This is a genomic window from Neisseria wadsworthii 9715, assembly GCF_000227765.1.
GTDB classification, from domain to species: domain Bacteria; phylum Pseudomonadota; class Gammaproteobacteria; order Burkholderiales; family Neisseriaceae; genus Neisseria; species Neisseria wadsworthii.
Window position 1 is genome coordinate 1497225 of record NZ_JH165159.1, and the last position, 25419, is coordinate 1522643.

At 49.7% G+C, this 25419-nt stretch carries 23 protein-coding genes and 3 tRNA genes; 18 read left to right on the forward strand and 8 right to left on the reverse strand.

The window, feature by feature from the left end:
- Nucleotides 1–21: 21 nt before the first annotated feature.
- Together metF and hemA are read right to left on the reverse strand one after the other, a co-directional pair.
- Nucleotides 22–855 carry a methylenetetrahydrofolate reductase [NAD(P)H] gene (gene metF / locus HMPREF9370_RS06815; protein ID WP_009116678.1) on the reverse strand — a complete coding sequence of 278 codons (834 nt, stop codon included), beginning with the start codon at nucleotides 853–855 and terminating at the stop codon, nucleotides 22–24.
- A gap of 232 nt (nucleotides 856–1087) precedes the next feature.
- Nucleotides 1088–2347, reverse strand: a complete 1260-nt coding sequence (gene hemA, locus HMPREF9370_RS06820; RefSeq protein ID WP_009116681.1) for a glutamyl-tRNA reductase — start codon at nucleotides 2345–2347, stop codon at nucleotides 1088–1090.
- Nucleotides 2348–2707: 360 nt separating this feature from the next.
- On the opposite strand from hemA, the gene HMPREF9370_RS06825 reads away from it, so the two are divergent.
- From HMPREF9370_RS06825 to HMPREF9370_RS06880, 12 genes are all read left to right on the forward strand, one after another.
- Nucleotides 2708–3160 carry a hypothetical protein gene (locus tag HMPREF9370_RS06825; RefSeq protein ID WP_040667017.1) on the forward strand — a complete coding sequence of 151 codons (453 nt, stop codon included), beginning with the start codon at nucleotides 2708–2710 and terminating at the stop codon, nucleotides 3158–3160.
- A gap of 29 nt (nucleotides 3161–3189) precedes the next feature.
- Nucleotides 3190–3822, forward strand: a complete 633-nt coding sequence (gene pdxH, locus HMPREF9370_RS06830) for a pyridoxamine 5'-phosphate oxidase (RefSeq protein ID WP_009116683.1) — start codon at nucleotides 3190–3192, stop codon at nucleotides 3820–3822.
- A gap of 157 nt (nucleotides 3823–3979) precedes the next feature.
- Nucleotides 3980–4726, forward strand: coding sequence for a DNA repair protein RecO (gene recO, locus HMPREF9370_RS06835; protein ID WP_009116684.1), 747 nt, complete (start codon nucleotides 3980–3982; stop codon nucleotides 4724–4726).
- A gap of 70 nt (nucleotides 4727–4796) precedes the next feature.
- Nucleotides 4797–5528, forward strand: coding sequence for a pyridoxine 5'-phosphate synthase (gene pdxJ / locus HMPREF9370_RS06840; RefSeq protein WP_009116685.1), 732 nt, complete (start codon nucleotides 4797–4799; stop codon nucleotides 5526–5528).
- 41 nt (nucleotides 5529–5569) lie between these two features.
- Nucleotides 5570–5947: a holo-ACP synthase gene (gene acpS / locus HMPREF9370_RS06845; protein ID WP_040667018.1), complete on the forward strand. Its 378-nt coding sequence runs from the start codon at nucleotides 5570–5572 to the stop codon at nucleotides 5945–5947.
- 21 nt (nucleotides 5948–5968) lie between these two features.
- The gene (locus HMPREF9370_RS06850) at nucleotides 5969–6790 is read left to right on the forward strand and encodes an NUDIX domain-containing protein (protein WP_009116687.1); all 822 of its coding nucleotides are present in this window, start codon (nucleotides 5969–5971) and stop codon (nucleotides 6788–6790) included.
- Nucleotides 6791–6798: 8 nt separating this feature from the next.
- The gene (locus tag HMPREF9370_RS06855; RefSeq protein WP_009116688.1) at nucleotides 6799–7230 is read left to right on the forward strand and encodes a hypothetical protein; all 432 of its coding nucleotides are present in this window, start codon (nucleotides 6799–6801) and stop codon (nucleotides 7228–7230) included.
- Between the two features lie 99 nt (nucleotides 7231–7329).
- A complete protein-coding gene (locus HMPREF9370_RS06860; RefSeq protein WP_009116689.1) occupies nucleotides 7330–7620 on the forward strand; it encodes an accessory factor UbiK family protein in 291 nt (96 codons plus the stop codon).
- 7 nt (nucleotides 7621–7627) lie between these two features.
- Nucleotides 7628–9124, forward strand: a complete 1497-nt coding sequence (locus HMPREF9370_RS06865) for a YifB family Mg chelatase-like AAA ATPase (protein ID WP_009116690.1) — start codon at nucleotides 7628–7630, stop codon at nucleotides 9122–9124.
- Nucleotides 9125–9258: 134 nt separating this feature from the next.
- Nucleotides 9259–10242, forward strand: a complete 984-nt coding sequence (locus HMPREF9370_RS11635) for an SPOR domain-containing protein (protein ID WP_009116691.1) — start codon at nucleotides 9259–9261, stop codon at nucleotides 10240–10242.
- Nucleotides 10243–10260: 18 nt separating this feature from the next.
- On the forward strand, nucleotides 10261–10959 hold the full coding sequence (locus tag HMPREF9370_RS06875; RefSeq protein WP_009116692.1) for a thiol:disulfide interchange protein DsbA/DsbL: 699 nt from the start codon (nucleotides 10261–10263) through the stop codon (nucleotides 10957–10959).
- A 276-nt stretch (nucleotides 10960–11235) separates the two neighbouring features.
- Nucleotides 11236–12063, forward strand: a complete 828-nt coding sequence (locus HMPREF9370_RS06880) for an undecaprenyl-diphosphate phosphatase (RefSeq protein ID WP_009116694.1) — start codon at nucleotides 11236–11238, stop codon at nucleotides 12061–12063.
- A gap of 154 nt (nucleotides 12064–12217) precedes the next feature.
- On the opposite strand, the gene HMPREF9370_RS06885 is transcribed toward HMPREF9370_RS06880, so the two are convergent.
- The 4 genes from HMPREF9370_RS06885 to lgt all read right to left on the reverse strand — a co-directional run bounded on the left by HMPREF9370_RS06885 (nucleotide 12218) and on the right by lgt (nucleotide 17892).
- Entirely contained in the window at nucleotides 12218–13963 is a 1746-nt protein-coding gene (locus HMPREF9370_RS06885) for a potassium/proton antiporter (RefSeq protein ID WP_009116695.1), read from the reverse strand.
- Between the two features lie 60 nt (nucleotides 13964–14023).
- Nucleotides 14024–16078 carry a site-specific recombinase gene (locus HMPREF9370_RS06890; RefSeq protein ID WP_009116696.1) on the reverse strand — a complete coding sequence of 685 codons (2055 nt, stop codon included), beginning with the start codon at nucleotides 16076–16078 and terminating at the stop codon, nucleotides 14024–14026.
- 136 nt (nucleotides 16079–16214) lie between these two features.
- The gene (gene rlmB / locus HMPREF9370_RS06895; protein ID WP_009116697.1) at nucleotides 16215–16967 is read right to left on the reverse strand and encodes a 23S rRNA (guanosine(2251)-2'-O)-methyltransferase RlmB; all 753 of its coding nucleotides are present in this window, start codon (nucleotides 16965–16967) and stop codon (nucleotides 16215–16217) included.
- Between the two features lie 70 nt (nucleotides 16968–17037).
- Nucleotides 17038–17892 carry a prolipoprotein diacylglyceryl transferase gene (lgt, locus tag HMPREF9370_RS06900; RefSeq protein ID WP_009116698.1) on the reverse strand — a complete coding sequence of 285 codons (855 nt, stop codon included), beginning with the start codon at nucleotides 17890–17892 and terminating at the stop codon, nucleotides 17038–17040.
- A 196-nt stretch (nucleotides 17893–18088) separates the two neighbouring features.
- On the opposite strand from lgt, the gene ilvD reads away from it, so the two are divergent.
- Together ilvD and HMPREF9370_RS06910 are read left to right on the forward strand one after the other, a co-directional pair.
- Complete coding sequence (ilvD, locus tag HMPREF9370_RS06905) at nucleotides 18089–19948, forward strand: dihydroxy-acid dehydratase (RefSeq protein ID WP_009116700.1); 1860 nt, start codon at nucleotides 18089–18091, stop codon at nucleotides 19946–19948.
- A 190-nt stretch (nucleotides 19949–20138) separates the two neighbouring features.
- The gene (locus HMPREF9370_RS06910) at nucleotides 20139–20420 is read left to right on the forward strand and encodes a hypothetical protein (RefSeq protein ID WP_156792981.1); all 282 of its coding nucleotides are present in this window, start codon (nucleotides 20139–20141) and stop codon (nucleotides 20418–20420) included.
- A 257-nt stretch (nucleotides 20421–20677) separates the two neighbouring features.
- Here HMPREF9370_RS06910 and HMPREF9370_RS06915 read toward each other — a convergent pair whose 3' ends face one another.
- Nucleotides 20678–21346 carry an ArsR/SmtB family transcription factor gene (locus HMPREF9370_RS06915; protein ID WP_009116702.1) on the reverse strand — a complete coding sequence of 223 codons (669 nt, stop codon included), beginning with the start codon at nucleotides 21344–21346 and terminating at the stop codon, nucleotides 20678–20680.
- Nucleotides 21347–21516: 170 nt separating this feature from the next.
- Between HMPREF9370_RS06915 and HMPREF9370_RS06920 the strand changes: the two genes are divergently transcribed.
- Nucleotides 21517–22389: a DMT family transporter gene (locus HMPREF9370_RS06920; protein ID WP_156792982.1), complete on the forward strand. Its 873-nt coding sequence runs from the start codon at nucleotides 21517–21519 to the stop codon at nucleotides 22387–22389.
- Between the two features lie 59 nt (nucleotides 22390–22448).
- Here HMPREF9370_RS06920 and rnr read toward each other — a convergent pair whose 3' ends face one another.
- Complete coding sequence (gene rnr / locus HMPREF9370_RS06925) at nucleotides 22449–24884, reverse strand: ribonuclease R (RefSeq protein ID WP_009116704.1); 2436 nt, start codon at nucleotides 24882–24884, stop codon at nucleotides 22449–22451.
- 101 nt (nucleotides 24885–24985) lie between these two features.
- Between rnr and HMPREF9370_RS06930 the strand changes: the two genes are divergently transcribed.
- The 3 genes from HMPREF9370_RS06930 (at nucleotide 24986) to HMPREF9370_RS06940 (ending at nucleotide 25381) form a co-directional block, all read left to right on the forward strand.
- Nucleotides 24986–25072: transfer RNA gene (locus tag HMPREF9370_RS06930), tRNA-Leu, on the forward strand.
- 34 nt (nucleotides 25073–25106) lie between these two features.
- Nucleotides 25107–25193 (forward strand) — tRNA-Leu (locus HMPREF9370_RS06935).
- Nucleotides 25194–25290: 97 nt separating this feature from the next.
- Nucleotides 25291–25381: transfer RNA gene (locus HMPREF9370_RS06940), tRNA-Ser, on the forward strand.
- Nucleotides 25382–25419: the final 38 nt, after the last annotated feature.

Below are 25419 nucleotides of genomic sequence, written 5' to 3' on the forward strand. Positions count from 1 at the left end.
CGTGTAGATAAGCATAGAATTTTAATAACCTAAACGCTGGCAAATGGTGGATACCAAACCTGCTTGGTTGAGTGTATAAAAATGCAGTCCCGGTGCGCCTTCGCGTAACAGGCGTTCACACATTTCGGTAACCACATCCAGAGCCAGCGATTTAATGGCAGCTGTATCGTCGGCATAAGATTGCAGCTTCAAGCGCAGCCAGCGGGGGATTTCCGCGCCGCAAGTATCGGAGAAGCGGGTCAGCTTGGAGAAGCTGGCAATCGGCATAATGCCGGGAATAATCGGAATATCTACCCCACGGCCTTGTACGTCGTCGACAAAGCGGAAATAGGCATCGGTATTGTAAAAATATTGGGTAATGGCCGAATCGGCGCCGGCTTTGACTTTGCGTACAAAATTATTCAAGTCGTCTTCCGCGCTGCGTGCTTGCGGGTGAAATTCGGGATAAGCCGCCACTTCAATATGGAAATGGTCGCCGAATTCGTTTTTAATCAATGAAACCAATTCATTGGCGTAAAACAAGCCGTCCATCCCCGCGCCCATGCCGGAAGGAATATCGCCGCGCAGTGCAACAATATGGCGTATGCCCAAGGCTTTATATTCGTTCAGCAAATCAACCACTTCTTGCGGCTGCATGCCGATACAGGGTAAATGTGGTGCAGCAGCAATACCTTCGCTTAAAATATCCTGAATGGTTTGCATCGTGCCTTCTCTGGTGGAACCGCCTGCGCCGGAGGTGCAGCTGAAGAAATCCGGTGCGTATTGGCTGAGCTGCTTGCGTGTAATTACCTGTTTGGCACGGCCTTCGGGTGTGCGGGTAGGGAAGAATTCGAAACTGAGTTTGGGCAGCGACATGCTTGTAGCTCCATAATATTTTTAGATGATGCTTAGGTTATGTGCTTGATTGTGCAAGTGCAAGCAATAAAGGCTATTTTTCTTGTGAAAAATATTCTTTTAGATATGAATTTAATTATTGCTCACATATTTTTCTTAAAAAATCATATGCTTGCTTAAATACAGTAATGCCTGTCTGAAAACAGGTTGATAAGTTTTCAGACAGGCATTATTGCTCTTTAGATTTATGCGATTATGATTTATCAGAATTGTGCAGGCGGTAAATCCGGGCAACCGCTTCCGATAATTCGTTATTATGGCTGCTGGCTTTGGAAAGCGTTTGTGTGGGTGAATGCAGCAACTTATTGGTAAGCTGTACGGATAATCGCTCAAGCACTTCTTCCGGAGATGTGCCTTTAGCCAACTGCTTCATTGCGTTTTCCAAAACATAACGGCGGGCGCGTTCGCCTTCGTCTCGTAATGCTCGAATCAGCGGCACGTTTTGCCGGCTGCGCTGCCAGTCGATAAATTCAGCCACTTTTTGCGCCACCATTGCCTCGGCTTCCGCTGCCGCACGCTGGCGGGATTCTTTACCTGTTTCAATGATTCCTGTCATATCGTCAACGGTGTAAAGATAAATATCGTCCAGCTCGGTAACTTGCTCTTCAATATCTCGCGGCACTGCCAAATCCAGCATAAATACGGGCATATGCTGCCGCTCTTTCAAGGCTTTTTCCACCATGCCTTTGCCGATAATAGGCAATTGGCTGGCCGTAGAAGAAACCACCACATCATAATCGGACAAAACGGAAGGCAAATCACTCAGCAAACAGGGCTCGGCATTCACGCTTAATTTGTCGCACAGTTCTTGCGCACGAGGCAATGTGCGGTTAGCAACGGTAATAAGGTTAGGTTTTTTAGCGGCGAAATAAGTAGCCACCAATTCGATCATTTCACCCGCGCCGACGAATAGAACATTTAAATCGCTTACGGAAGGGAAAATCTGTTCGGCCATTTTCACTGATGCAGCCGCCATAGAAACGGAATTTTCGCCTACTGCGGTAGAGGAGCGGATTTCTTTGGCTACGGAGAATGTTTTTTGAAATAAGGCATTCAGCCAAGTGCTGACAGCGGATTGCTCTTGGGCAATCCGCACGGCGTCTTTGAGCTGCCCCAGAATCTGCGGTTCGCCCAACACCATGCTGTCCAAGCCGCAGGCTACGCGGAATGCGTGCTGTATGGTTTCGCTGCACCCGTAGGTATAAAGATAAGGACGGATTTCTTCAATCGCCAAGCCTTGATAGTTCGCCAGCCACTGCACAACGGTTTCCGCATCGCCCACGCAATACAATTCGGTTCGATTGCAGGTAGATAATATAACTGCTTCTTGCGCGGCGCGGCTGTTTACCAAGTTGCCTACGGCTTCAGGCAATACCGCAGCGGCAAACGCAAGTTTTTCGCGTATGCTCAAAGGAGCAGTTTGATGGTTCAAACCTACGGCAGTCAGTTGCATGGCGGGATTTCTAGCTTGGGAGAATGTGGAATAAATAAACGCACTATTGTATCAAAAAAATGGATATAAGTATGCGGGGTTTGAGCAATGACGGATCAACCGGATTATCTGTTTATACTGGTGGCCGCATGAATTTCCGAGTGATTATCCTGCTTCGGTTGGCCTGCTGTTGAATGGTAATTGATGTAGATCGCCGATGAATAGGTCGATTGGCAAGATTTCTTGGTAAACAAGACTTAAAGTTAGTGCTTTTTTATTTTTTTATGATATAAGTATAAAAGCAATTGGGCTAATAAATTATTTTTAGAAATGGCGCGCTTTTGTTACGCAAAAAGCGTTTTACACAGGAAACTGATAAACATGAGTAAATACCCTCATATTATTTTTGCGTTGCTGATCGGCTGTATGTTCGGCTTAATCGCTTCGCAATTGTTTTTCGCACCTTCGCGTACATCCGAGCCTTTATTTGACGCGCCGGATGCGCCGGTGGCCGACTTCAAAACATGGCAGAACAATAATTGGAAATTCAAGCTTTCCAGCGACAATGATGAAAGTTCGGCGGAGGTGGCTGTATTGGAAAATCAAGTTCTTCCGTTTAAAATTATGATTAACGGCGCTACTTCGCCTAAGTTTTTCCAAATGGATGTATCAGGCGTGCCGCATGAGCCTTATGGCACGATTACTTTGGTCGGTGATGAGGAAAAAGGATTTATTAAAGAAGTGGAGCTTTGGTCTGCGCAAAAAATTTACCGCCTCAAACGCACCAAGGCAGGCGGCAGCTGGACAATGCAGGAAGTGAGCCTGAAAAAATAAATGCCTGTCTGAACAAAGGAACAACCATCGTGGATTTGCATGACATACGAGAAGAGTACAGTAAAAAGGAATTGTCGGAACAAGAATGCGACGCCAGTCCGATTGTCCAGTTTGAACAATGGCTTGGAGAAGCAATGAAAGCGGCGGTCAACGAACCGACTGCGGTCAACGTGGCCACCGTAAGGGTAGACGGCAGACCTTCCAACAGAATGGTGCTGCTGAAAGAAGTGAATCCTAAAGGTTTTGTATTTTTTACCAATTATCAAAGCCAAAAAGGGCGCGCGATTGAGGCCAATCCGTTTGCTGCAATGACTTTTTTCTGGCCCGAACTGGAGCGGCAGGTGCGCATTGAAGGGCGCGTGGAAAAATTGAGCGATAAAGATTCAGACGAGTATTTCGATTCCCGACCTTATACGAGCCGAATTGGTGCATGGGCTAGCGAACAAAGCAGCGTATTGGAAAGCAAAGCCTTGTTGGTAGCAAAAGCGGCTGCCGTGAGCGTAAAGCATCCGTTCCACGTGCCGCGCCCGCCGCATTGGGGCGGCTATCTGGTGATTCCCGATGCCGTGGAATTCTGGCAAGGCCGCCCGAGCCGCCTGCACGACCGCATACGCTACCGTTTGGAAAATAATGTGTGGATTAAAGAGCGCTTGTCGCCTTGATATTTGCGTATTGAAATCATTGTGAAGCCGGAAGATTGCCTATCTCCGGCTTCGTTGTTTTATGGATCTAAAATATTTCTGATTTAAACCGTAGAGCATCCGAATTTAATATGAAGCTTGGGGTATAATTCGCGCAATTATGCCGACACTGCACACTATGTCCGACAAATCCCACCGCATCAACCACCAACCGGCTTTTCTGCTTACTGCTACTCCGTGGCGGGAAAGCAGCTTGTGGCTGGAGGTGTTCAGCCGCGATTATGGCCGTGTGGCGCTGTTGGCGCGTAGTGCGCGCAAACGGCAGAGTGAATTGCGTGGTGTGTTGGTGCCTTTTGTGCCGATGAGTGCGTCGTGGTATGGCAGCGGCGAATTGAAAACGCTGCACCGTGCCGAATGGCTCGGCGGCTGGGCTTTGCCGCAAGGTAGGGCGCTGTTTAGCGGGTTGTACGCCAATGAATTAATGCTGAAGCTGACCGCGCGCGAAGACCCGCATCCAAAGCTTTATGATGCGTTGTTTACTTTGATGAAGGCGGTGGCCGGGCAGCCGAATCATGTGGCAGCTTTGCGCTGTTTTGAGTGGTCTTTGCTGACCGAGCTGGGTTTTGCGCCGGATTTGCAGCGTGATGAAGCCGGTTGCGCGATTGATGCCGAACGCGATTACTGGCTGCGGCCGGAGCATGCAGCCTTGCCGCTTGATGGCACCGATGATGTGTATATAAGCGAAGCACAGGGCGTGGTTATAAAAGGCAACAGCTTGATTCAGCTGCGCAAAGGTGAGTTTGACAGTGGGAACAGTTTGCAGCAGGCTTTGAAACTGACACGTATGCTGATTGATTTCTGCTTGCCGGAAGGCGTGAAATCAAGACAGGTTTTGCAGCAGATGCAGGCTTTTGAGTTCGAATAAACGAAATGCCTGTCTGAAAAATGAAGCAGCATGTAGGGATTGCTGCTTTAGTGAAAGAAAGGAAAAACCCATGCTTTTAGGTGTGAATATTGACCATGTGGCCACTCTGCGCAACGCGCGCGGCACAACTTATCCCAGCCCGCTGGAGGCTGCTTTGCTGGCCGAAACGCATGGCGCCGACCTGATTACCCTGCATTTGCGCGAAGACCGCCGCCATATTAAAGACGCCGATGTGTTTGCGATTAAAAGCGCCATCCGTACCCGCATGAATCTGGAAATGGCGCTCACCGAAGAAATGCTGGAAAATGCTTTGAACGTGATGCCGCAAGACGTGTGCATCGTGCCGGAGCGGCGTGAGGAAGTAACCACAGAAGGCGGGCTGGACGTGTTGGCGCAGCAGAAAAAAATCGCCGATTACACCCGCACATTAACCCGTGCAGGCATTCGCGTTTCATTGTTTATCGACGCCGACGAAGCGCAGATTCAGGCTGCAAAAGATGTAGGTGCGCCGGTGGTGGAGCTGCATACGGGCGCTTACGCAGAAGCGCGTACGCACGAAACGCAGCGCGAAGAATGCTCGCGTATTGAAGCCGGCGCCCATTTTGCCAGCGAGCTGGGTTTGGTGGTAAACGCAGGCCACGGGTTGACCATACATAATGTAACGTCCATCGCCCAAATTCTTGCTATCAGCGAGCTGAATATCGGCCATTCGCTGATTTCGCAAGCCGTGTTTTTAGGCTTGCCGGAAGCCATCCGCCAAATGAAAAAAGTGATGTTTGAAGCACGCGCTTTACCTTATTAATGTTTTTCAGACAGGCCTGTCTGAAAAGAAGGAGATACACCATGATTTACGGAATCGGTACGGATATTATCGCCCTTAAACGCATTGAGCGGCTTTATAAAAAATACGGTCAGACTTTTGCCGAACGCTTATTGAGTCAGGTTGAGCTGCTTGAGTTTGAACAGGCCGGAAAACCTATCAATTTTCTGGCTAAGCGTTTTGCTGCAAAAGAAGCCTTTTCCAAAGCAGTGGGCACCGGTATCCGAGGTATTGTTTCGTTTTCGCGCATTACTGTCGGCCACAATCATTTAGGGCGGCCGGAAATTTTATGCGCACCGGATTTGCAGGCTTGGCTGGATGAGCAGGGTATCAAACACGTGCATCTGAGCGTAAGCGATGAAAAAGATGTTGTTCAAGCTTTTGCTGTGGCGGAAAAATAAAAGAGCAAGCCGATTTAAACCATGTTGAAAGAAAACGATATGTTGCAAGATTCCCGTCCATTGCTGCGCGTGGTTGCCGGCGTTGTATTAAACGGGCAAGGCGATTACTTGCTGGCCTCGCGTCCGGAAGGCAAGCCTTATGCCGGATACTGGGAATTTGCAGGAGGCAAAGTCGAGCCGCAGGAAAGCGAACTGGACGCGCTGAAACGCGAGTTTGAAGAAGAGCTGGGCATTCATATCCACCATGCAACGCCGTGGTTAACTAAAATCCACATGTATGAACACGCGCATGTTCATTTGCGTTTTTTCCGCGTAAAAGCAGGCGATTGGTCGGGCACTTTGCAGGCCAAAGAAGGGCAGAGTTGGTCTTGGCAGAAAGCGGGCGATTTTACCGTGTCGCCCATGTTGCCGGCCAACGGGCCGGTGCTCGCTGCATTGGCCGTGCCGAACGAGCTGGCAGGCAGCGCAGAAGCAGGTTTTACGGGCGAAAACCGTATGGGCGATTATCGTGTGGTGCCGTTTGCCATGTGGGAGCCGGCGCACAAGCATTGTTTGATTGGTGCGGAAGCTTTGAAACACTACGGCAGGCGGCCGCAGGTAGAGAGTTTGTGGGTGTTGGTTGAGGATGCCGAACAGTTTGCCGAATCGTTTGATGCCGATGTGGTGGTATGGCGCGCGGCATGTGAGGAGTCGGCCGAACGGGTTTTACAGGTATTGCAAGAAGGTGTCGGCGTGCCGTTGGTGGTGCTGGCAGAAGAATGCCTGTCTGAAAAATACCGTTCGACCTGGTTGGAAGCAGGTGCACACGCTGTGGTAAACGAGCGGCAAACCGGGTGGGTGTAGGACGGCAAATGGATAAAAACAAAAAGTGGATGATGATAGGCGCATTGTTGCTGGCGTTTGCCTCGATAAAACTCGGTATGCTTTATATTTGGAACAAGCAGCAGCCGCAAGCGCAAAATGTATCGGCAGATTGCGATGTAAGAAAAGGCTGTGTTTTGCCGGGCGGCACAACCGTGAAATTCAGCGAACCGCTCAGTGCTAAAGCCCCTTTCAATATCGAAATCAACCATGTGCCGCAAGATGTTCAAAGCGTTTACCTCAGCTTCAGCATGAGCAATATGGATATGGGGTTTAACCGCTATGATCTGAAAAAACAGGCTGACGGAGCGTGGCGTGCAGAAAACGTGCGGCTGCCTTTGTGTACCGACAACCGGCATGATTATTTGGCCGATATCCACATCAACGGAAAAGTTTTTCAAGCAGGCTTTACTGCAGAATAAATATTCTGCCTATGCCTGTCTGAAAACAGCAGTATGTTTTCAGACAGGCATTTATTCTATACAATTCCAAATGAACCCATGCTATGAAAGGAAACCGCTATGATCGGTCAGAAACTGTTTGAAGAAGTGAGCGCAAAAGTGAGCGAAACCATTGCCAACAGCCCGGCAAAAGACGTTGAAAAAAACGTGAAAGCCATGCTCGGCAGCGCATTCAACCGCATGGATCTGATAACCCGTGAAGAATTTGATATCCAGCAGCAAGTGCTGATTAAAACCCGCACCAAGCTGGCAGAGCTGGAAGAGCGTGTGGCCAAACTGGAAGCCGCAATCTCAGCCGCAGAAACGCCCGCAGAAACTGCCCGGCAAACTGATACATCATCTGAAGGATAAGCCGTTCATGTCTTTGGCGGTGGTTTACAGCCGTGCATTAAGCGGCATGGATGCGCCTTTGGTCGAGGTGGAAGCCCATCTGGCCAATGGTTTGCCGCAATTTAACATCGTCGGCCTGCCGGATACGGAAGTAAAAGAAAGCCGCGACAGGGTGCGCGCCGCCATTTTGCAAAGCGGCTTTGACTTCCCCGCTGCAAAAATCACCGTCAATTTGGCACCTGCCGACTTGCCGAAAGAATCCGGCCGTTTTGATTTGCCGATTGCGCTGGGTGTGTTGGCGGCTTCCGGCCAAATTCTGCAAGATAAACTGGCGCAATACGAATTTGCGGGGGAATTGGCTTTATCCGGTGCCCTACGTCCTGTCCGCGGCGCTTTGGCGATGGCTTGGCAAGGCGCACAATCGGGCCGCTCTTTCGTGCTGCCTGCACAAAATGCTGCGCAAGCTGCGGTTATGGACAGCATTGCCGTGTTCGGTGCGAAAAACTTAGCCCAAGTGGCTTCGCACCTTAACGGCATCGAACCTCTAAGCCAAGCTGTGGCGCCGGATCGGCAAGGCCTGTCTGAAAACATAAATATGCCCGATATGCGCGATGTTAAAGGTCAACATACCGCTAGATTAGCTTTAGAAATAGCGGCAGCAGGCGGCCACAGCATTCTGATGGTAGGCCCTCCGGGAACAGGTAAATCAATGTTGGCGCAACGTCTGCCCGGTATTCTACCGCCACTAACAGATGACGAATTAATTTCCGTTTGGACTTTGCGCTCTTTATTGCCGCAACATCTGCAAAACCTCAGCACGACCCGCCCCTTCAGATCGCCCCATCACAGCGCAAGCGCCGTTGCGCTGGTTGGCGGCGGTTCAGACCCGCGCCCCGGTGAAATTTCCTTAGCGCACCAAGGCGTTTTATTTTTGGATGAGTTGCCGGAATTTGACCGCAAGGTACTTGAAGTGTTGCGCGAACCTTTGGAGAGCGGCGAAATCCATATTTCCCGCGCTGCCCGGCAAGCCTCTTATCCGGCCAAATTCCAATTGGTCGCTGCCATGAACCCATGCCCTTGCGGCTATTTCGGCCACCCTGTCAAACCCTGCCGCTGTACGCCCGACAGCATACAGCGCTATCGAGATAAAATTTCAGGCCCGCTGCTTGACCGGATTGATCTGACTATAGAAGTGCCGAGTATCCCTGCCGGAGAGTTAACTCAGGCGCAAGCCGGGGAAAGCAGTGAGCATATCTTGCAGCGTGTTATGGCTGCACGAAGCAGGCAGTTGAACCGTCAAGGCAAAACCAATGCCCAATTAAGCGTTACCGAGTTGGACGAAAAAGCGATGATCAGTGAAGAGGCAAAAAAAGCTTTGGGTGATTTGATAGAAAAGCTTTCTTTGTCGGCACGTAGTTTTCACAGAATTATGCGTGTTGCGCGTACCTTAGCTGATTTGAATGATGATGAAACGGTTAACCGGCAGCATGTATTGCGCGCGGTCAGCTTCCGTAGAGCTTTATAAAATATTATGTAAGCTAAGGTAAAACGGGTTAGGCAGCCGGCCTGATATTTTGTTAGAATAAACAGCTAAGTTTGTTGAAGGCTATCAGCCGCTTTCGGCTTTTAGAGAACCAGAGAATCTTAAAGGTATCGTAAATGAACGCGAAAAAACAATATGGAAAAGGTTTATCCGGCTTTTTTGTGGGCCTGCTTTTGGCCACAGCAGTTATTGCCGGAGTGCTGTATTTCCTGAATAAAAACGGCCAGTCTTCGGTAAAAGAACTGCCGAAAGTTGAAGAGAAAGTGCCCGAACCCGAGATTCTCGTGCCCGGTTCAAGCCCAAGCGCTTCTGCAACAAAAGCCGATTCTGCTTCTCAAATGCAAACTGATGTAGTGCCCCCCGCTGCCCCGGAAGCAAAAGTAACAACTGAATCGACAACTAAAGAAACTCCGACAGTAACCGAAGCAACGGAAGCAGACAAAACAGCTATTGTTCCGCCAACTGCCGGCAGCGAAGCGGTGGAAGAGCCGGTAGCTCATCCGCCCGTTGTCGTTGTTCCGACCAAGCCAAAAATGTCTGCTGAGCAGGAAAAAGCGGCGAAAGAAGCTCAAAAACAAGCCCAGATTAAAAAACAGGCAGAAGCGAAGAGAGCGGAAGCCGAGCACACTAAAAAACAGGCTCAAGCCAAATCTAAAGCCGAGTCTAAAGTGCAACCTACTCCTGAGCAAATTTTGAATAGCGGCAACTTGGAAAAAGCTCGCAAAGAAGCACAAGCCGAAGCGCGCAAAAAAGCAGAAGCCGATGCAGACAGACAACGTGCTGAAGATGCATTGAGCGGTCGTTCGGGGTCTGAAAAACAAAGCAGTAAATCATCTGTTCAGCCGAAGCAGCAAATTAGTTCTGCCAAAGGCGGCAAAGTGATTATTCAAGCCGGATCATATAATGATCAACAAGCAGCCGAAGTTCAGCGCGGAAAACTGGCTATGGCAGGCGTGTCTGCCAGCGTTGTGCAGGCAGAGGTAAACGGCAAAACGGTTTATCGAGTTCAGACAGGCGTTTTAAGTGCTGCGGAAGCGTCAATGGCGCAGAAAAAATTGAAACAGCGCGGTATTAACAATTTTGCCCGTTCTGTGAAATAAATTTTAAGGATATTGTTCATGAAAGTGAAAAAATTCATATTGGCTGTAGGCTTAGGGGTTGCTTTGGCTGCGAATGCTTCTGCGGCTGTGGTTGAAGGGCAGGATTATAAGGTTTTGGAAAAATCGATTCCGCAAGCGCAAACAGATAAAATCGAAGTTTTGGAATTTTTTGGCTACTTCTGTGTGCATTGCTATCATTTCGATCCTATTTTGTTAAAACAAGCCAAGACTTGGCCAAGCGATACTTATCTGCGTACAGAACATGTGGTTTGGCAGCCTGAAATGCTGGGTTTTGCCAAAGTGGCCGCAGCTGTAAATCAATCCGGCTTAAAATATCAGGCAAATCCGGCTGTGTTTAAAGCGATTTATGAGCAAAAGATCAATTTGGCTGATTCTGCAACCTTCAAAAAATGGGCTGCCGAGCAGAACTCTTTCGATGCAAAAAAACTGATTGCTGCTTATGATTCGCCTGACAATAAAGCTGCGGCTGAAAAAATGGCCCAACTCACAGAGGAATTTAAAATTGAAGGCACACCTATAGTGGTTGTCGGCGGTAAATATGAAGTAAAATTCCACGGTGATTGGCATGCGGGTGTGAAAACGATCGAAGAGCTTGTTGATAAAGTGCGTAAAGAGCGCGGTATGAAAGCGCCTAAAAAAGCCGAAAGTAAACTGAAAAGTAAAGGCGCTTTTTTTGCCAAAACGGCTAACCAGTAAACAAATCGTCTGATGGGTGAGGAAACGTAACCCGTCCTTTCAGGCAGTCTTTACGGCTGCCTGTCTTCATTATCAAGCCGATGGATTGGTTTGTGATATAAATCTCGTTTTTTAAATATAACTTCAAGTAGCCGGATATAAAAATATTCGATTATTTTATAGCAATAGAGAATTAGGGATGATGTTATAGAGTATCGTCTCTTTAATATGTTGCCGTCGTTATTTAATTAGATTAAATCATTAAAAAGGATAAAAGGCTGACTGCCGTTTATAGATATGGATATTGTATTGTTATTTAAGGCCCTGATCCTGGGGATTATTGAAGGTTTAACTGAGTTTCTGCCGATTTCCAGCACGGGGCACTTGATTGTGTTCGGTAATTTAATGGATTTTAAAAGTAACGGTAAAGTATTCGAGATTGCGATTCAGCTAGGTGCTGTGTTGGCGGTGATTTTCGAATACCGTATCCGTTTTAAGCATGTGGTTAATTATGTGGGTAAGGACAGAACGGTTAATCGTTTCGTTGTCAATTTGATTATTGCCTTTATTCCTGCGGCAATTGTCGGCTTTTTATTCAGCAAACAAATCAAAGCAGTATTATTTAATCCGATTAGTGTAGCAACTATGTTGGTATTAGGTGGTTTCTTTATTTTGTGGGTTGAGAAACGGGCCAAAAGCCATCCGCCCAAAGTGACCAGCGTAGATGATATGTCACCTAAAGATGCCTTAATAGTAGGCCTGGCGCAGATTTGTGCCTTGGTGCCAGGAACTTCACGCTCAGGGAGCACAATTATGGGCGGTATGCTTTGGGGATTGGATAGAAAAGTGGCCACGGAATTTTCATTCTTTCTGGCTGTGCCGGTGATGATTATGGCCACAACTTATGACATTTTGAAAAACTATAAATTATTCAGTTTGCAAGATATTGGCTTAATTGTTGTTGGTTTTGTGGCTGCATTTGTTGCGGGTTTACTGGCTGTGAAAGCTTTGCTGAAATTTGTGAGCGCGAAAAACTATGTACCTTTTGCATATTATCGAATCATATTTGGCGGCTTGATTTTGCTGACTTGGCAAATGGGTTGGGTTCATTGGACACTCGACTAACTTCTTGTCACCGAAAGGCTTGATATTTAGAGTGAGGCGACGAGTCGCAGATTATGAAATATTAAGTTTCATATTCCAAAGAAGCGAATACCGAAGATGCCTGTCTGAAAATGACATTAAATCATTTTCAGACAGGCATCTTTGATTATTTTCTTCAATGTGTTGTATCGGTTTGTTGTTTGGGTATTTTCAAACCGAAAGTTTTAATATAACTTTGCTCGTCCAACTCTTTGACAGTAATGCAGAAATTATCAATCATGATGCGGTCGCCGGCTACGGGTATGTCGCCGAAGCGGGCTCGGAACAGGTCAACAAGGCTGAGATGGGCCTCGTCTTCTTTTACTGCAATACCATAAACTTGTGCTAAGTCGCCTACTTTTACTTCCGGATTTAGAATAAATTCGCCATAGAATTGCTGCTCCGTTGTGTGATCGTTCAAATCTGCAAACTGTTCGGCAAAGGCGTCGCCTTTTTCTTCAGGCAGTATATACCATGCAGTATCGTCTTCCTGCATTCGTGTGTTCATACTTACCTGAACAGGCTTGCCGTTGCGGATAAGTGCAAACAGTCGGCTGTCGGCAAACTCTTCGGGGCGGGTCATCACATAAGGGTGGCTGTTTTCTGCTTCCGAACCGGCGGCTACTTTAAATGATTGTAAGCCAACGGACAGGTTTCGGGCGAGCCAGATTTCGCGGTAAGAAAGCGGTTCCGGTTTCGGTGGCAGCACCACTTGCAGTTTATTGGCCAAATAGGGAATGGTCGTACCTTGTATCAGCAAAGAAAGAATCACAACAGCAAAGGCCACATCGAATAACAGCCGGGAATTGGGCACGCCCATCATTAAAGGCATAATCGCAAGCGTAATTGGCACGGCACCGCGCAAGCCTACCCAACTGATATAGGCCAGCTCCTTTTTGCTGTAATGAAACCATTTAATTGATGAATATACGGCCAGCGGGCGTGCAATCAGCATTAAGAAACCTGCAATTACCAAAGCATCCATGCCGTGTTCCAGCATGCGGGAAGGCGTTACCAACAGGCCGAGCACTAAGAACATCGCGGCTTGTGCCAGCCATGCCAAACCATCCATGACGTTTAAAACGTGTTCAACCGAGCTATTGCGTGAGTTACCGATTAAGACGCCCGCCAAATAAACTGCTAAAAAACCGCTGCCGCCGCTAAGATTGGTTATTGAAAACACCAAAAGCCCGCCCGAGGCAATCAAGATGGCATATAAACCTTCAGCCAGCCGGATTTGGCTTAGTATAAAAGCCAAAGTTTTGCCGGCCAGCCAACCGAACAACAGCCCCAAGCCGAGTTGCAAAACAAACATTTGTACAATAGAAAGAAAGCCTGTGGCTTCAGGCTGCATAATCAGGTTAATCAATACACTGACCAACAGAATCGCCATAGGATCGTTGATACCGCTTTCCAATTCCAAGGTGGCTTGGATACGGGCGTTTAGTCGAACGCCGCTGTTGCGAAGTAAGGAAAATACGGCAGCCGCATCAGTCGAGCCGACAATGGCGGCCATCAGAAGGCCGAGTTTCCAGTCGATGCCCATATAAAAAGTGGCGAAGATGCCAAGCAAACCCACACCGGCCAATACGCCCCAGCTTGCAAGAATAGATGCGGGTTTGAGGGCGATTCGGAAGGTTTCAAATTTGGTGCGCAAACCGCCGTCCAGCAGAATAATTGCCAATGCCAGCTGGCCGACAAAAGTGGCGCCGGTGAAGCTGTCGAATTTGATGCCGCCGATGCCGTCTTCCCCGGCCAGCATGCCCACGCCGAGAAAAGCAAGCAATAAGGGCATGCCCACCCGTGCGGAAATGCGGCTGGCGATAACGCTGACAAACAGCAAAAGCGCGATGACAAGGAAGAAAATATTAAGCGAGTCCATGAATTATTCTTGTATCAAATGGTTGCCGATGCCTGTCTGAAAAAATTCAGACAGGCATTGTTATTGTGTGTGGTCTTTATCTTTGTCTTTAGGCTGTCCCGAAGCCTGCCGCGTTTCTTTGATGACTTGTCCGGCGGCTTGAACGGGGAACAAGAGGCTGAGCGGGTTGGCGCGGATTTGCGCGATGACGCTGTTTAACAGGTTGCGGAAGCTGTCGATACGCGCATCACGCGAACGCAGTGCCACCCAAAGCGTTAAGGTAAAGCTCACCCATAGGTTGACGATGCCGATCAGGAAAATACATATCAGATAAAAACAGAACATGATCGGATTGGTCAGATCGCTTGCTGCGGCATAGGCGATGTTGGCCGATGAAAACGCCACATGGCGGATATCCAGCGGCAGCCCGAGCAGATAGCCGATATAGCCTGTGCTGCCGAGCATCACGCCGAAAATAAAGTTACCCATAATCGCGCCATAATTGTGGTGCACATAGTTGGCTAAATAGGCACGCCATTTCGCGGGCAGTATTTTCACCAGAAGGGGGTGTTGGTTGAGGCGGTGGCGCAGATGCAGATAGTCGGCCCGGTTGTCGAAGAAGCCGGAAATAATGCCGGAGCAAAACAGCCACACACCGGCAATCCCGGCGTAAATCAGAGAGGGCTGGCTCAAAGGCAGCACGGATTTAAACTGCTTCTGCACGGTTTCGGCATCGAGAATCGGCATGCCTGTCTGAAAATAATAGACGGCGGCAATCAGCATAGACAAAAGCATGGCCACGCTCACATTGCCGAACACGGCCACACCTTGCGAGCGGATAACGTCTATCGACAATTTGGCCAGCTTTTGGTCAACGGCTTTACCCGAGTCGTTGCGCTCCACCTGTTCGGCAATGCTGGAAGCGGTCATCGCGGGCTGCTTGGTGGCTACCGTGCAGTGAATCATGTGGATAAACACGAAGCCCAAGCCGTAGTCGAGGCTGGAGAAAACAGCATATTGCAGCTTGCTCAGCCCCATCATGCCGAGTTTGAGTTTCAAAAGCGCCATGAATGCGATAACCGCACCACCGCCGGCAGCCGCACGCAGCATGCTGAAATATTCGCTGCGCGAGCTGGTGATGTATTTTTCGCCACGGTAACTGGTGTTTTGGCTGATGCTTTTGGCCAGCATTTTTACGCTGCGTCGCCACAGCAGGGAGGTGCTTTTTTGTTCGGCGGCGGAATAGGCCATCGCCTGTAAAAGCTCTATCAAATGCCGCTGGCGCGAAGGATTGTCGGTAGCGGTTTGGATGGTCAGCAGCATGGTTAGCCGGTTGAGCGACTGCTCGAGCCGCTCCAGCAGGTGTGATACGGCGATGGAAGAGCCTGTGCCGGCGCATACGCCTTTTTTACGCAGCCTTTCAATATGGGAACGGGATTGCTCGAGCATCACTTGCAGGTGTGCGTCATCAAACATTTCCGGCTTTTCTTGCTGGTAATGGTCGATTAACAGGGTTACTTCACGCTTGAGAGCGATAAAAGAGGAATCCACTTCCAAAAGCTTGGGGTCAAGCCGCATCAAATCGGGGTCGAGCTCTTCGGCGGCAATCCAAATCGACAGCATTTCAAGCGCATGCAGGTTGGCATGTTGGAAATTGCGGCGGGTTGCCTGCAGAATGTTTTCGGGCGTGTGCTCCGCCAGCAAATCGTAGAGCCGCAGCCATTGGCGCGGCGGAATGGCTTCAAGCCATTCGATGTCGCTGCTGCGGTAGAAAAGTTTTTCAAACATGTTTTTAATGCTGCGCGGATCGTGGGGCGGCGGGCTGAAGCGATCGTAAACGCGTTTGCCCAATTCTTTGCCGAAGCCTTTGCGCGAGAAAATCCCGAGCGAAACGAGTGCGGGATAAATGTGGGTGTTGTTGAGCCAGCGGTAGAATTGGATGCCTATTTCTTTTGCTGTTTCGGGGTGGTCGGAGAGGGTTTGCAGCAATAGGTCCATGCGGGCGGCTGCGCCTTTGCTTCCGCCTTTGCGCAGCCATTGGGTAACGCTGGTAAGGACGCTGCCGATGTTGTCGAGCCGGGCAAGCTCTTGCAGCCAATTGGAAATATTCTTTTTAGGTAATATGGTTTTGTACATTAATTTTTTAGATAAATGTGTTGTGTGGGGTGTAAGGATAACAAAAAAACGGCGCGCGGTCTTAGGGTGTTGATATTTTAAGGAATGCCTGTCTGAAACAGCGGTTCAGACAGGCATTGTTCAGGCGGGCGAAACCTTAAGCCTGTTCCGACTGTAAAGTGCGGCGGCGGCGGGTTTCGCTCAGCACCATGCCTGTGCTGACCGATACGTTCATGCTTTCAACGGTGCCGAACATGGGAATCGACACCAGCATATCGCAATGTTCGCGCGTGAGGCGGCGCATGCCTTCGCCTTCATTGCCCATTACCCAAGCTACACTTTCGGGCAGGTCGCAATGGTATAAATCCGAATCGCCGCCCATATCGGTGCCGATAATCCAGATGCCGTATTCTTTCAGCTCACGCAGGGTGCGGGCGAGGTTGGTCACGGTGATGTAGGGCACGGTTTCTGCGGCGCCGCAGGCCACTTTGCTTACCGTGGCATTCAGGCCGGCGCTGCGGTCTTTCGGCGCAATCACAGCGTGCACGCCCATAGCGTCGGCAGTACGCAGGCAGGCGCCGAGGTTGTGCGGATCGGTAATGCCGTCGAGCACCAGCAAAAGTGGCGGCTCGCTCAGGTTTTCCAATACATCTTCCAAATGTACATGGTTTTTAGAAGCATCGATAAATCCGACCACGCCTTGATGGCGCATGCCTTTGCTGAGTTTGTTCAACCGGTCGGCATCGGCAAAATGTACGCGCACTTTTTCATCGGCGGCTTTTTGCAGCACATCGCGGGTGCGCGTATCGTTTTTACCTTCCTGAATATAAATTTCCGTGATGCTTTTCGGGTTTTGCCACAAGCGTGCGTTAATGGCATGGAAGCCGTAAATCAATCTTTGATTAGACATGGTATTTCCTGATGTTTTCAGACAGGCATTGATACACAAAATGCCTGTCTGCAAAAATATAAAGATGAAATCAGCGGCTGTGTTTTTTGCTGCCGAACCAGAAAAAGCCCGCTACACCCAGCACAATCATCGGAACGCTCAACCATTGGCCCATAGATAAGCCCAAAGTCAGCAAGCCCAAATGGTCGTCGGGCTGGCGCGCATATTCGGCAATAAAGCGGAAGATGCCGTAGCCCGCCAAAAACACCATGGAAACTTGGCCGGTAGGGTGCGGTTTGCGCGAAAACAACCACACAACCACAAACAAAGTCACACCTTCCAGCGCAAATTGATAAAGCTGGGAAGGATGGCGCGGCAACATGCCGAATTGCTGGAGCCAAGCCATGTATTGCGGATTATTGGCCGCCAGTTGCGCATCTTCATAAGCGGCTTGCGGAAAACCCATCGCCCAAAATGCCGAAGGGTCGGTAACGCGGCCCCACAATTCGCCGTTGATAAAATTACCGATTCGGCCTGATGCCAAACCCAGCGGCACGAGCGGCGCAATAAAATCGGTAACCTGCCAAAAGCCCAGATTTCTGCGTTTGGCAAACAACCACATTGCCACCAACACACCTAAAAATCCGCCGTGGAAAGACATGCCGCCTTCCCAAATTTTAAAAATCGAAACCGGATCGCTGATGTATTCGGAAAATTTGTAAAACAGCACATAGCCCAAGCGCCCGCCCAAAATGACGCCGAACACGCCGTAAGTCAGCAAATCGTCGAGCATTTCTTTCGTGAAAACCGTATGCCCCTGCTTGATGCGCAGTCGGCCGAGCAACATAAACAGGATAAATGCCAAAACATAGCTCAGCGCATACCAGCGGATAACTATAAATCCGAAATCTATCGCGGCGGCATTGAATTGCGGGTGGATCATCATAATAAAAACAAGCCTTACTTATAATATTTTTCAGGCAGGCATTATACTGGAAATGTGCAATGCCTGTCTGAAAGCTTGCAACGCACATTTCTTAACGCCCGCCTGCGTTTGGTATAAAATAAGCGGTATTTTTTACCGGTTTATACAAACAGCCGCACACGGCACATACTAAAACTTTTTACGAAGGACACCCACCATGCCAGCTTACCGCTCCAAAACCTCCACCCACGGCCGCAATATGGCCGGCGCGCGCGCTTTATGGCGTGCCACCGGCGTGACCGACGAAGATTTCGGCAAACCGATTATCGCCATTGCCAACTCGTTCACCCAGTTTGTGCCCGGCCATGTGCATCTTCACAATATGGGGCAGCTCGTGGCGCGCGAAATCGAAAAAGCAGGCGGCTTGGCCAAAGAATTCAACACCATCGCGGTGGACGACGGCATTGCCATGGGCCACAGCGGCATGCTCTACAGCCTGCCCAGCCGCGATTTGATTGCCGATTCGGTGGAATACATGGTCAACGCGCATTGTGCCGACGCGCTGGTGTGCATTTCCAACTGCGACAAAATCACTCCCGGCATGCTGATGGCCGCCATGCGCCTGAACATTCCCACCGTGTTCGTTTCGGGCGGCCCGATGGAAGCAGGCAAAGTAATCGGTGTGGCCAATATCACCGACACCCGCAAGCTGGATTTGGTGGACGCAATGGTCGATGCCGCCAACGATGAAGTGTCCGATGAAGAAGTGGCGGCAGTAGAACGTTCCGCCTGCCCGACCTGCGGCTCCTGTTCCGGCATGTTTACCGCCAACTCGATGAACTGCCTCACCGAAGCCTTGGGCTTGTCGCTGCCGGGCAACGGCTCGCTGCTGGCCACCCACGCAGGCCGTAAAGAGCTGTTTTTGGAAGCTGGCCGTCTGATTGTGGAAATCACCAAACGCTATTACGAACAAGACGACGAGAGCGTATTGCCGCGCAGCATCGCCACCAAAGCCGCATTTGAAAACGCCATGAGTTTGGATGTAGCGATGGGCGGTTCCACCAATACCGTGCTGCATCTGTTGGCCGCGGCCAGCGAAGCGCAAGTGGATTTCAAAATGGCCGACATCGACCGCATCAGCCGCCAAGTGCCGTGTTTGTGTAAAGTCGCACCCGCTACGCAGAAATACCACATGGAAGACGTGCACCGCGCAGGCGGCGTGATGGGCATTCTGGCGGAACTCGACCGCGCCGGCTGCCTAAAAACCGACGTTTCCACCGTTCACGAAAAAACCTTGAAAGACGCGCTGGCGAAATGGGACATCACCAACCCAGCCAACGAAACCGCGCATGAGCGCTACAAAGCCGCACCCGGCGGCGTGCGCACCACCGAAGCCTTTTCGCAAAACCGACTATGGCCTTCGCTCGACCTTGACCGCGAAAACGGCTGTATCCGCAGCAAAGCGCACGCTTATTCGCAAGACGGCGGTTTGGCCGTGCTGTTCGGCAACATCGCCGAGCGCGGCTGCGTGGTGAAAACCGCCGGTGTGGACGACAGCATTCTCAAGTTCACCGGCCGCGCGCGCGTGTTTGAAAGCCAAGATTCCGCCGTGGCGGGCATTTTGGATAATCAAATCGCTGCCGGCGATATTGTGATTATCCGCTACGAAGGCCCGAAAGGCGGTCCGGGCATGCAGGAAATGCTCTATCCCACCAGCTACCTGAAATCCAAAGGCTTGGGCAAAGCCTGCGCCTTGCTCACCGACGGCCGTTTTTCAGGCGGCACTTCCGGCTTGAGCATCGGCCACGTTTCGCCAGAAGCGGCGGAAGGCGGTGCCATCGGTTTGGTGAAAGAGGGCGACACCATCGAAATCGACATTCCCAACCGCAGCATCCGTTTGGCCGTTTCCGATGAAGAATTGGCCGCGCGCCGCAGCGAAATGGAAGCGCGCGGAGCCAAAGCGTGGAAACCTGAAAACCGCGACCGCCACGTTTCCGCCGCCTTGCGTGCTTACGCTGCCATGACCACTTCTGCCGACACCGGCGCGGTGCGTGACGTTTCCCAAGTTGAACGCTGACTAACATTCAGGGCAATTAGAAACAGTTTCTAGTTGCTCTGAGTTTCGTATAAATAGTGATATGGCCAAATATCAAATTCTATCCCGATATACTGATTCAAAAACCAAACCTTCAAAAACCAAACCGAGATGGAAGCGGAAATGGCAAGCTTGGTTGTTTTTTATTGCATTGAACAGTTGGAATGGTTTTATGACTTGGATTGTCTCGAAACAATACCGTTTTATTTACGGTGATGGGCCGGTTGGTTTTATTGAGATGATGATTAAGGTTTTGATTTTTTCTCTCTCCGAAGTAATTTTTATGCTGGCGATTATTTTTGTCGGATTGTCATTAATAGCTTACCCGGAAAAACGGCATATTAAAAAAGTTTGGTTCATGACGACATGTTTGTCTGCTTTTGGTTTCTTGATGATAGATGAAGCTTGTAGCAATACCGTTGGTTTCTGTCAGAAATGGCGGCTGATTTGGTAGTCGGGTTCATAATTTAAGATAACTATCAATATAATTATGAATGCCTGTCTGAACGATATTTTTCAGACAGGCATTCATATAGGTTAATCAACACATTTTTGATACAAGCAGCCAGCCGGAGATAATACAAGTATAGTGAATCAACTTAAAAATAGTACATCGGACTTGCCACGGGTATCTTGGATTCAGGTAATGTTGGAAGATACCCGGGTCAAGCCCAGGTATGACGGTGATGTTACTACTATTAAGTTGATTGACTATGAGATTACCTGCTTCTTAAGCCCATTCACATACCGCTGTCCAGATTCCGTCAATTGTAAGAAACGGGTTTCATGTGACGGTTGGTAAACGTAGCCTCTGGCTACAAATGCGGCGAGCAGTTCATGCCCGAGCCAACCGGCCAAATGGAAGGATTTTTCTGTCCAGTCCATACAGGCAGCGGTGTAGTGCGGATATTCTCCGGTCTCGATATCCAGACCCGCCAGCCAGTTTAACCCTTTATCTGTGAGGTTGAAGCGTTCGCGTTTTTCATCTAATTCGATGAAACCGGCATTGCTGAGTGCTTGGCTGATTTCTATGGCGATTTTGCCTGCCATATGGCCGTAGCATACGCGTAGGGTATGGCTGTTTTGCGGAGTTGAACGTTGTTCTTGGGGCGCCAGCATGGCCAATTGCTGCAAGGCCTCCATAATGTGTGGGGTGCTGATTCTATATAAGCGGTTTCTGCCTTGTTGCTTCATGCTGATTAACCCGCCGTGGAGCAGCTTGCTTAAATGTACGCTGGCGGTTTGCGCGGTAATGCCCGCTGCAGTTGCCAATTCGGTTGCACTTAATTCTTCGCGGCCGATTAAAGCGTCCAGCATCAGGGCCCGGCTCGGGTGGCCGATCAGGTGGGCGGTGTGGGTGAAATGATGAGCAAGTGACATGGCGTTCCTTTTTTCAGACAGGCATTATAAGGTTTTCTGACGGCGTGGTGCGGCGCAGGTAGGTTTAATCTTAAACGCATTTTCCGGCGCTTATTTCGTTAAGCAACGAAATGAGGGTAGGGCGGCTTATGCTAATTTGTTGTGACCGTTTCATGATAAGGGGCAATGTTATGCGATTGGTCTTCGGCATTGTGTTTAGTTTGTTGTGGTCGTCCGCCTTTATTGCCGGTAAATACTGTTTGGAATATCTGCCGCCGCTGGATGTGTTGAGCTTGCGTTTTTTACTGGCGGCCGTACTGCTTTTTGCACTTTGTTGGTGGGTCAAACGCAGCGGGCAGTGTGGTAGTGGTTGGGCGGATAAGCGCTTGTGGCTGCACGGTATGGCTTTGGGCATGTTGAATTATGTGCTGTACCTCGGCTTTTCCTACACCGGGCTGCAAACGGTACCACCAGAGTTGGTGGTGCTTTTGGTTTCGACCATGCCTTTTGTAACCACGCTTGCGGTGTCTTGCGTGAAGCGTAAATGGTCTTGGTTGCAGTGGTTGGCGATCAGCTTAGGATTTTTGGGGGTGTATATTGTGCTGTCGGTAAGAATGCCGGAAACGGGCTGGAGCATCGGTATTGTGTGGGTTGTGCTCGGTATGTTGGCGCTGGCCGGCGGCACGCTGTTTTACCAGTTCACAGCTTCCCGCCATCAGGCTTTGCCGCTTACGGGCATTCAGAATCTCTTCAGCGGGCTGATTTTGCTGCCTTTTTCCAATCCGCTGCAATGGCCTGCCGCTATGGCAGAGCCGGTGTTTGCGTTGTCGCTTTGGTATCAGGTAGTTGTGGTGTCCGGCGTGGCGATGGTAATGTGGTTTCAGCTGGTCCGCTGGTTCGGCTCGGACAATGCTTCGGCTTTTCATTTGCTCAACCCGATTTTTGCCGCTGTGTTGGCTTGGTGGTTTTTCGGTTCGGATTTGGGTATGGCCGATGCTGCGGGCACGGTGTTGGTGGTGCTGGCTTTGGGTATGCTCAACCGGATCAGGCGCAAGGTGGTGTGATTGAAAAAGATGCCTGTCTGAAAAAGTTTTCAGACAGGCATTTGTTTAAACCGCTCGGCTTATTTGCGGCTACGGCTTTTCTTGCGCTTGCTGCCGCCTTCGGTTTTGGCTGCTTTCGTTTTGGCTTTTGCAGGCTGTTGGGTAACCAGCGTGATTTTGCCGTCTACAAGCTTCAGCGATTTGCCGGACTTGCCCGATTTGCCCGAAGCGCGGGAGCTGGTTTTTTCTTTAGCGGTTTTACCGGCGCTGCGGGATTTTACCGTTTTGGCTGCTGATTTTTCCGTGTCTTTGGCGGCGGTTTTCCTGCTTCGTTTTTTGCTTTTTTCGCCGCCTCGGATTAGGGTTAAATCAATCCTGCTGGTATCCAAATCGGCGCGTGCCACTTTTACGGTAACCCGGTCGCCCATCGAGAAACGCACGCCGCTGCGTTCTCCTTCGATCGCCATGATTTCGGGGCGGTAGTTGAAATAATCTTCACCCAAGTCGCTGATGTGGATCAGGCCCTCGATATGAATATCGTCTAAAGTAACAAACACACCGAAGTTTGCCATGCCGGAAATCCTGCCTTCAAATACTTCGCCTACTTTATCGCGCATGTAATAAGTTTTGAGCCAGTTTTCAACATCGCGGCTGGCATCATCGGCACGGCGCTCGGTAAACGAAGTATGCACGCCCATTGCCTGCCACGGCTCGTGCGGCTTATACATCTCACTTTGTAACACAGCTTTGACGGCGCGGTGTACAGTTAAATCCGGATAACGGCGGATGGGCGAAGTGAAATGGGCATAATGCTCGTAAGCCAGGCCAAAATGGCCTTCGTTATTGTGTTCATACACTGCCTGCTGCATGGAACGCAACAGCATCACTTGCAGTAGCTCCTGATCAGGCCTGTCTGAAATCTGTTCGGCCAGCTTGGCGTAGTCTTTAGGCGCGGGTTTGTCTCCGCCACCCAAGTTCAAGCTGAGTAAACTCAGTTGCTCGCGCAGCGCGGTCAGCTTTTCAGGTGTAGGGCCTAAATGGTTGCGGAATAGAGCGCCATGTTTGTTTTTCAACAAAAAATCCGCCGCGCATACGTTGGCGGCCAGCATGCACTCTTCAATCAGCTTGTGTGCATCGTTGCGCACCACGGGCACAATCCGCTCGATTTTACCGTTATCATCAAAAAGCATTTGCGTTTCAATACTTTCAAATTCCATCGCGCCGCGCTGATGGCGTTTCTTTTGCAGGATGCCGAATAGTTTGTATAAGGTATCCAGCTCTTTTTTATGCGGATTGTTTTCACCGCTTTCCAGCCACTGCCAAACTTGGGTGTAAGTCAAACGAGCGTGGGAACGCATCACGGCAGGGTAAAACTTATATTCTTTCACATTGCCCAAATAGGAAATCTGCATGTCGCATACCATGCATAAACGATCAACTTCAGGGTTTAGCGAGCAAATACCGTTGGAAAGCTTTTCCGGCAGCATCGGAATCACGCGGCGCGGAAAATAAACGCTGGTGCCGCGCTCGTAAGCATCCTTATCCAAATCATCGCCGGGCGTGACATAGTGGCTCACATCCGCAATCGCCACCACCAACCGGTAATTGCGCCCCTGCTTTTCTGCATACACGGCATCATCAAAATCCCTTGCGGTTTCACCGTCTATCGTTACCAAAGGCAAATCGCGCAAATCCACACGGCCTTCTATATCTTTTTGAGACACGCTAGAAGGAATCTTTTCGGCAGCTTTCAGACAGGCATCGCTAAATTGGTGCGGTAAATGGTGCTTGCGCACGGCAATTTCGATTTCCATGCCGCTGTCTGCATAATCGCCCAAAATTTCAGTCAACCGGCCCACCGCAGGATGAAGCCCTTCGGGATAGCTTTCAATCGCAGCCATAACCACTTGGCCGGATTCCGGCTTGAACGAAGCCACAGACTCCGGCTCAAGCAGAATCGTTTGGTTAAGCCGCTTATCTTCCGGTACCAGCACGCCGACACCGCGTTCCAAATAGAAACGGCCGACCACATCTTTATTGGCACGCTCCAATATTTCCAAAACCTGCCCTTCGCGCCTGCCGCGGCGGTCGACACCGCCCGGGCGCACCATCACAATGTCGCCATGCATCAGCCCGCGCATCTGTTTTTCATATAAAACAAAGTCGCCCTGCTTGTTGTTTACCAAAGGCACGGCAAAGCCGAAACCGTCTTTATGCGCATCAATCCGGCATTTCACTAAAGCCAGCTTATCGGCCACACACACGGCACCTCGGCGGTTGATCAAAACCTGCCCGTCACGCGCCATCGCTTTGATTCTGCGTTCGAAAAATTCATATTCATCGGCAGAGATAGATAATTTCTCAGCTAATGTAGCAATTTTCAGCGGCACACCTTCCTGCTCCAGCAGGTCGATTACCCATTCCCTGCTCGGCAAAGGATGCTCATAGCGTTGTTTTTCACGCTCCAAATAAGGGTCTTTTTCTCTTAAATTTAAAGGTTTAATATTTTTCTTCATTTTTGTTCGTTTTTCTGATTGACATTTTTTTTGAAGGTTTTATAATCATATGCTTCGTTTCAAGTGTAAGCACTTTAACGTAAATTAGATATTAAAGCAAAGCCCAGGTGGCGGAATTGGTAGACGCGCTAGCTTCAGGTGCTAGTATCTTCACGGGTGTGGAAGTTCGAGTCTTCTCCTGGGCACCAGCTAAAATTTGCTTTGATTATAATTTAATTTCAGGCCCAGGTGGCGGAATTGGTAGACGCGCTAGCTTCAGGTGCTAGTATCTTCACGGGTGTGGAAGTTCGAGTCTTCTCCTGGGCACCAGATTGAAAGCAGCCTAACTGGATAGGGTTGGGTTGTTTGCTTTTCAGACAGGCATTCTTGCCAAACACTTGAAAAAACAATACAATTTGATTTCCACAGAGAGGTGGATGAGTGGTTGAAGTCGCACGCCTGGAAAGCGTGTATACGTGAATAGCGTATCGAGGGTTCGAATCCCTTCCTCTCTGCCAGATTTTATATTTAAACAAATTGTTTAAATTGCAAAAAA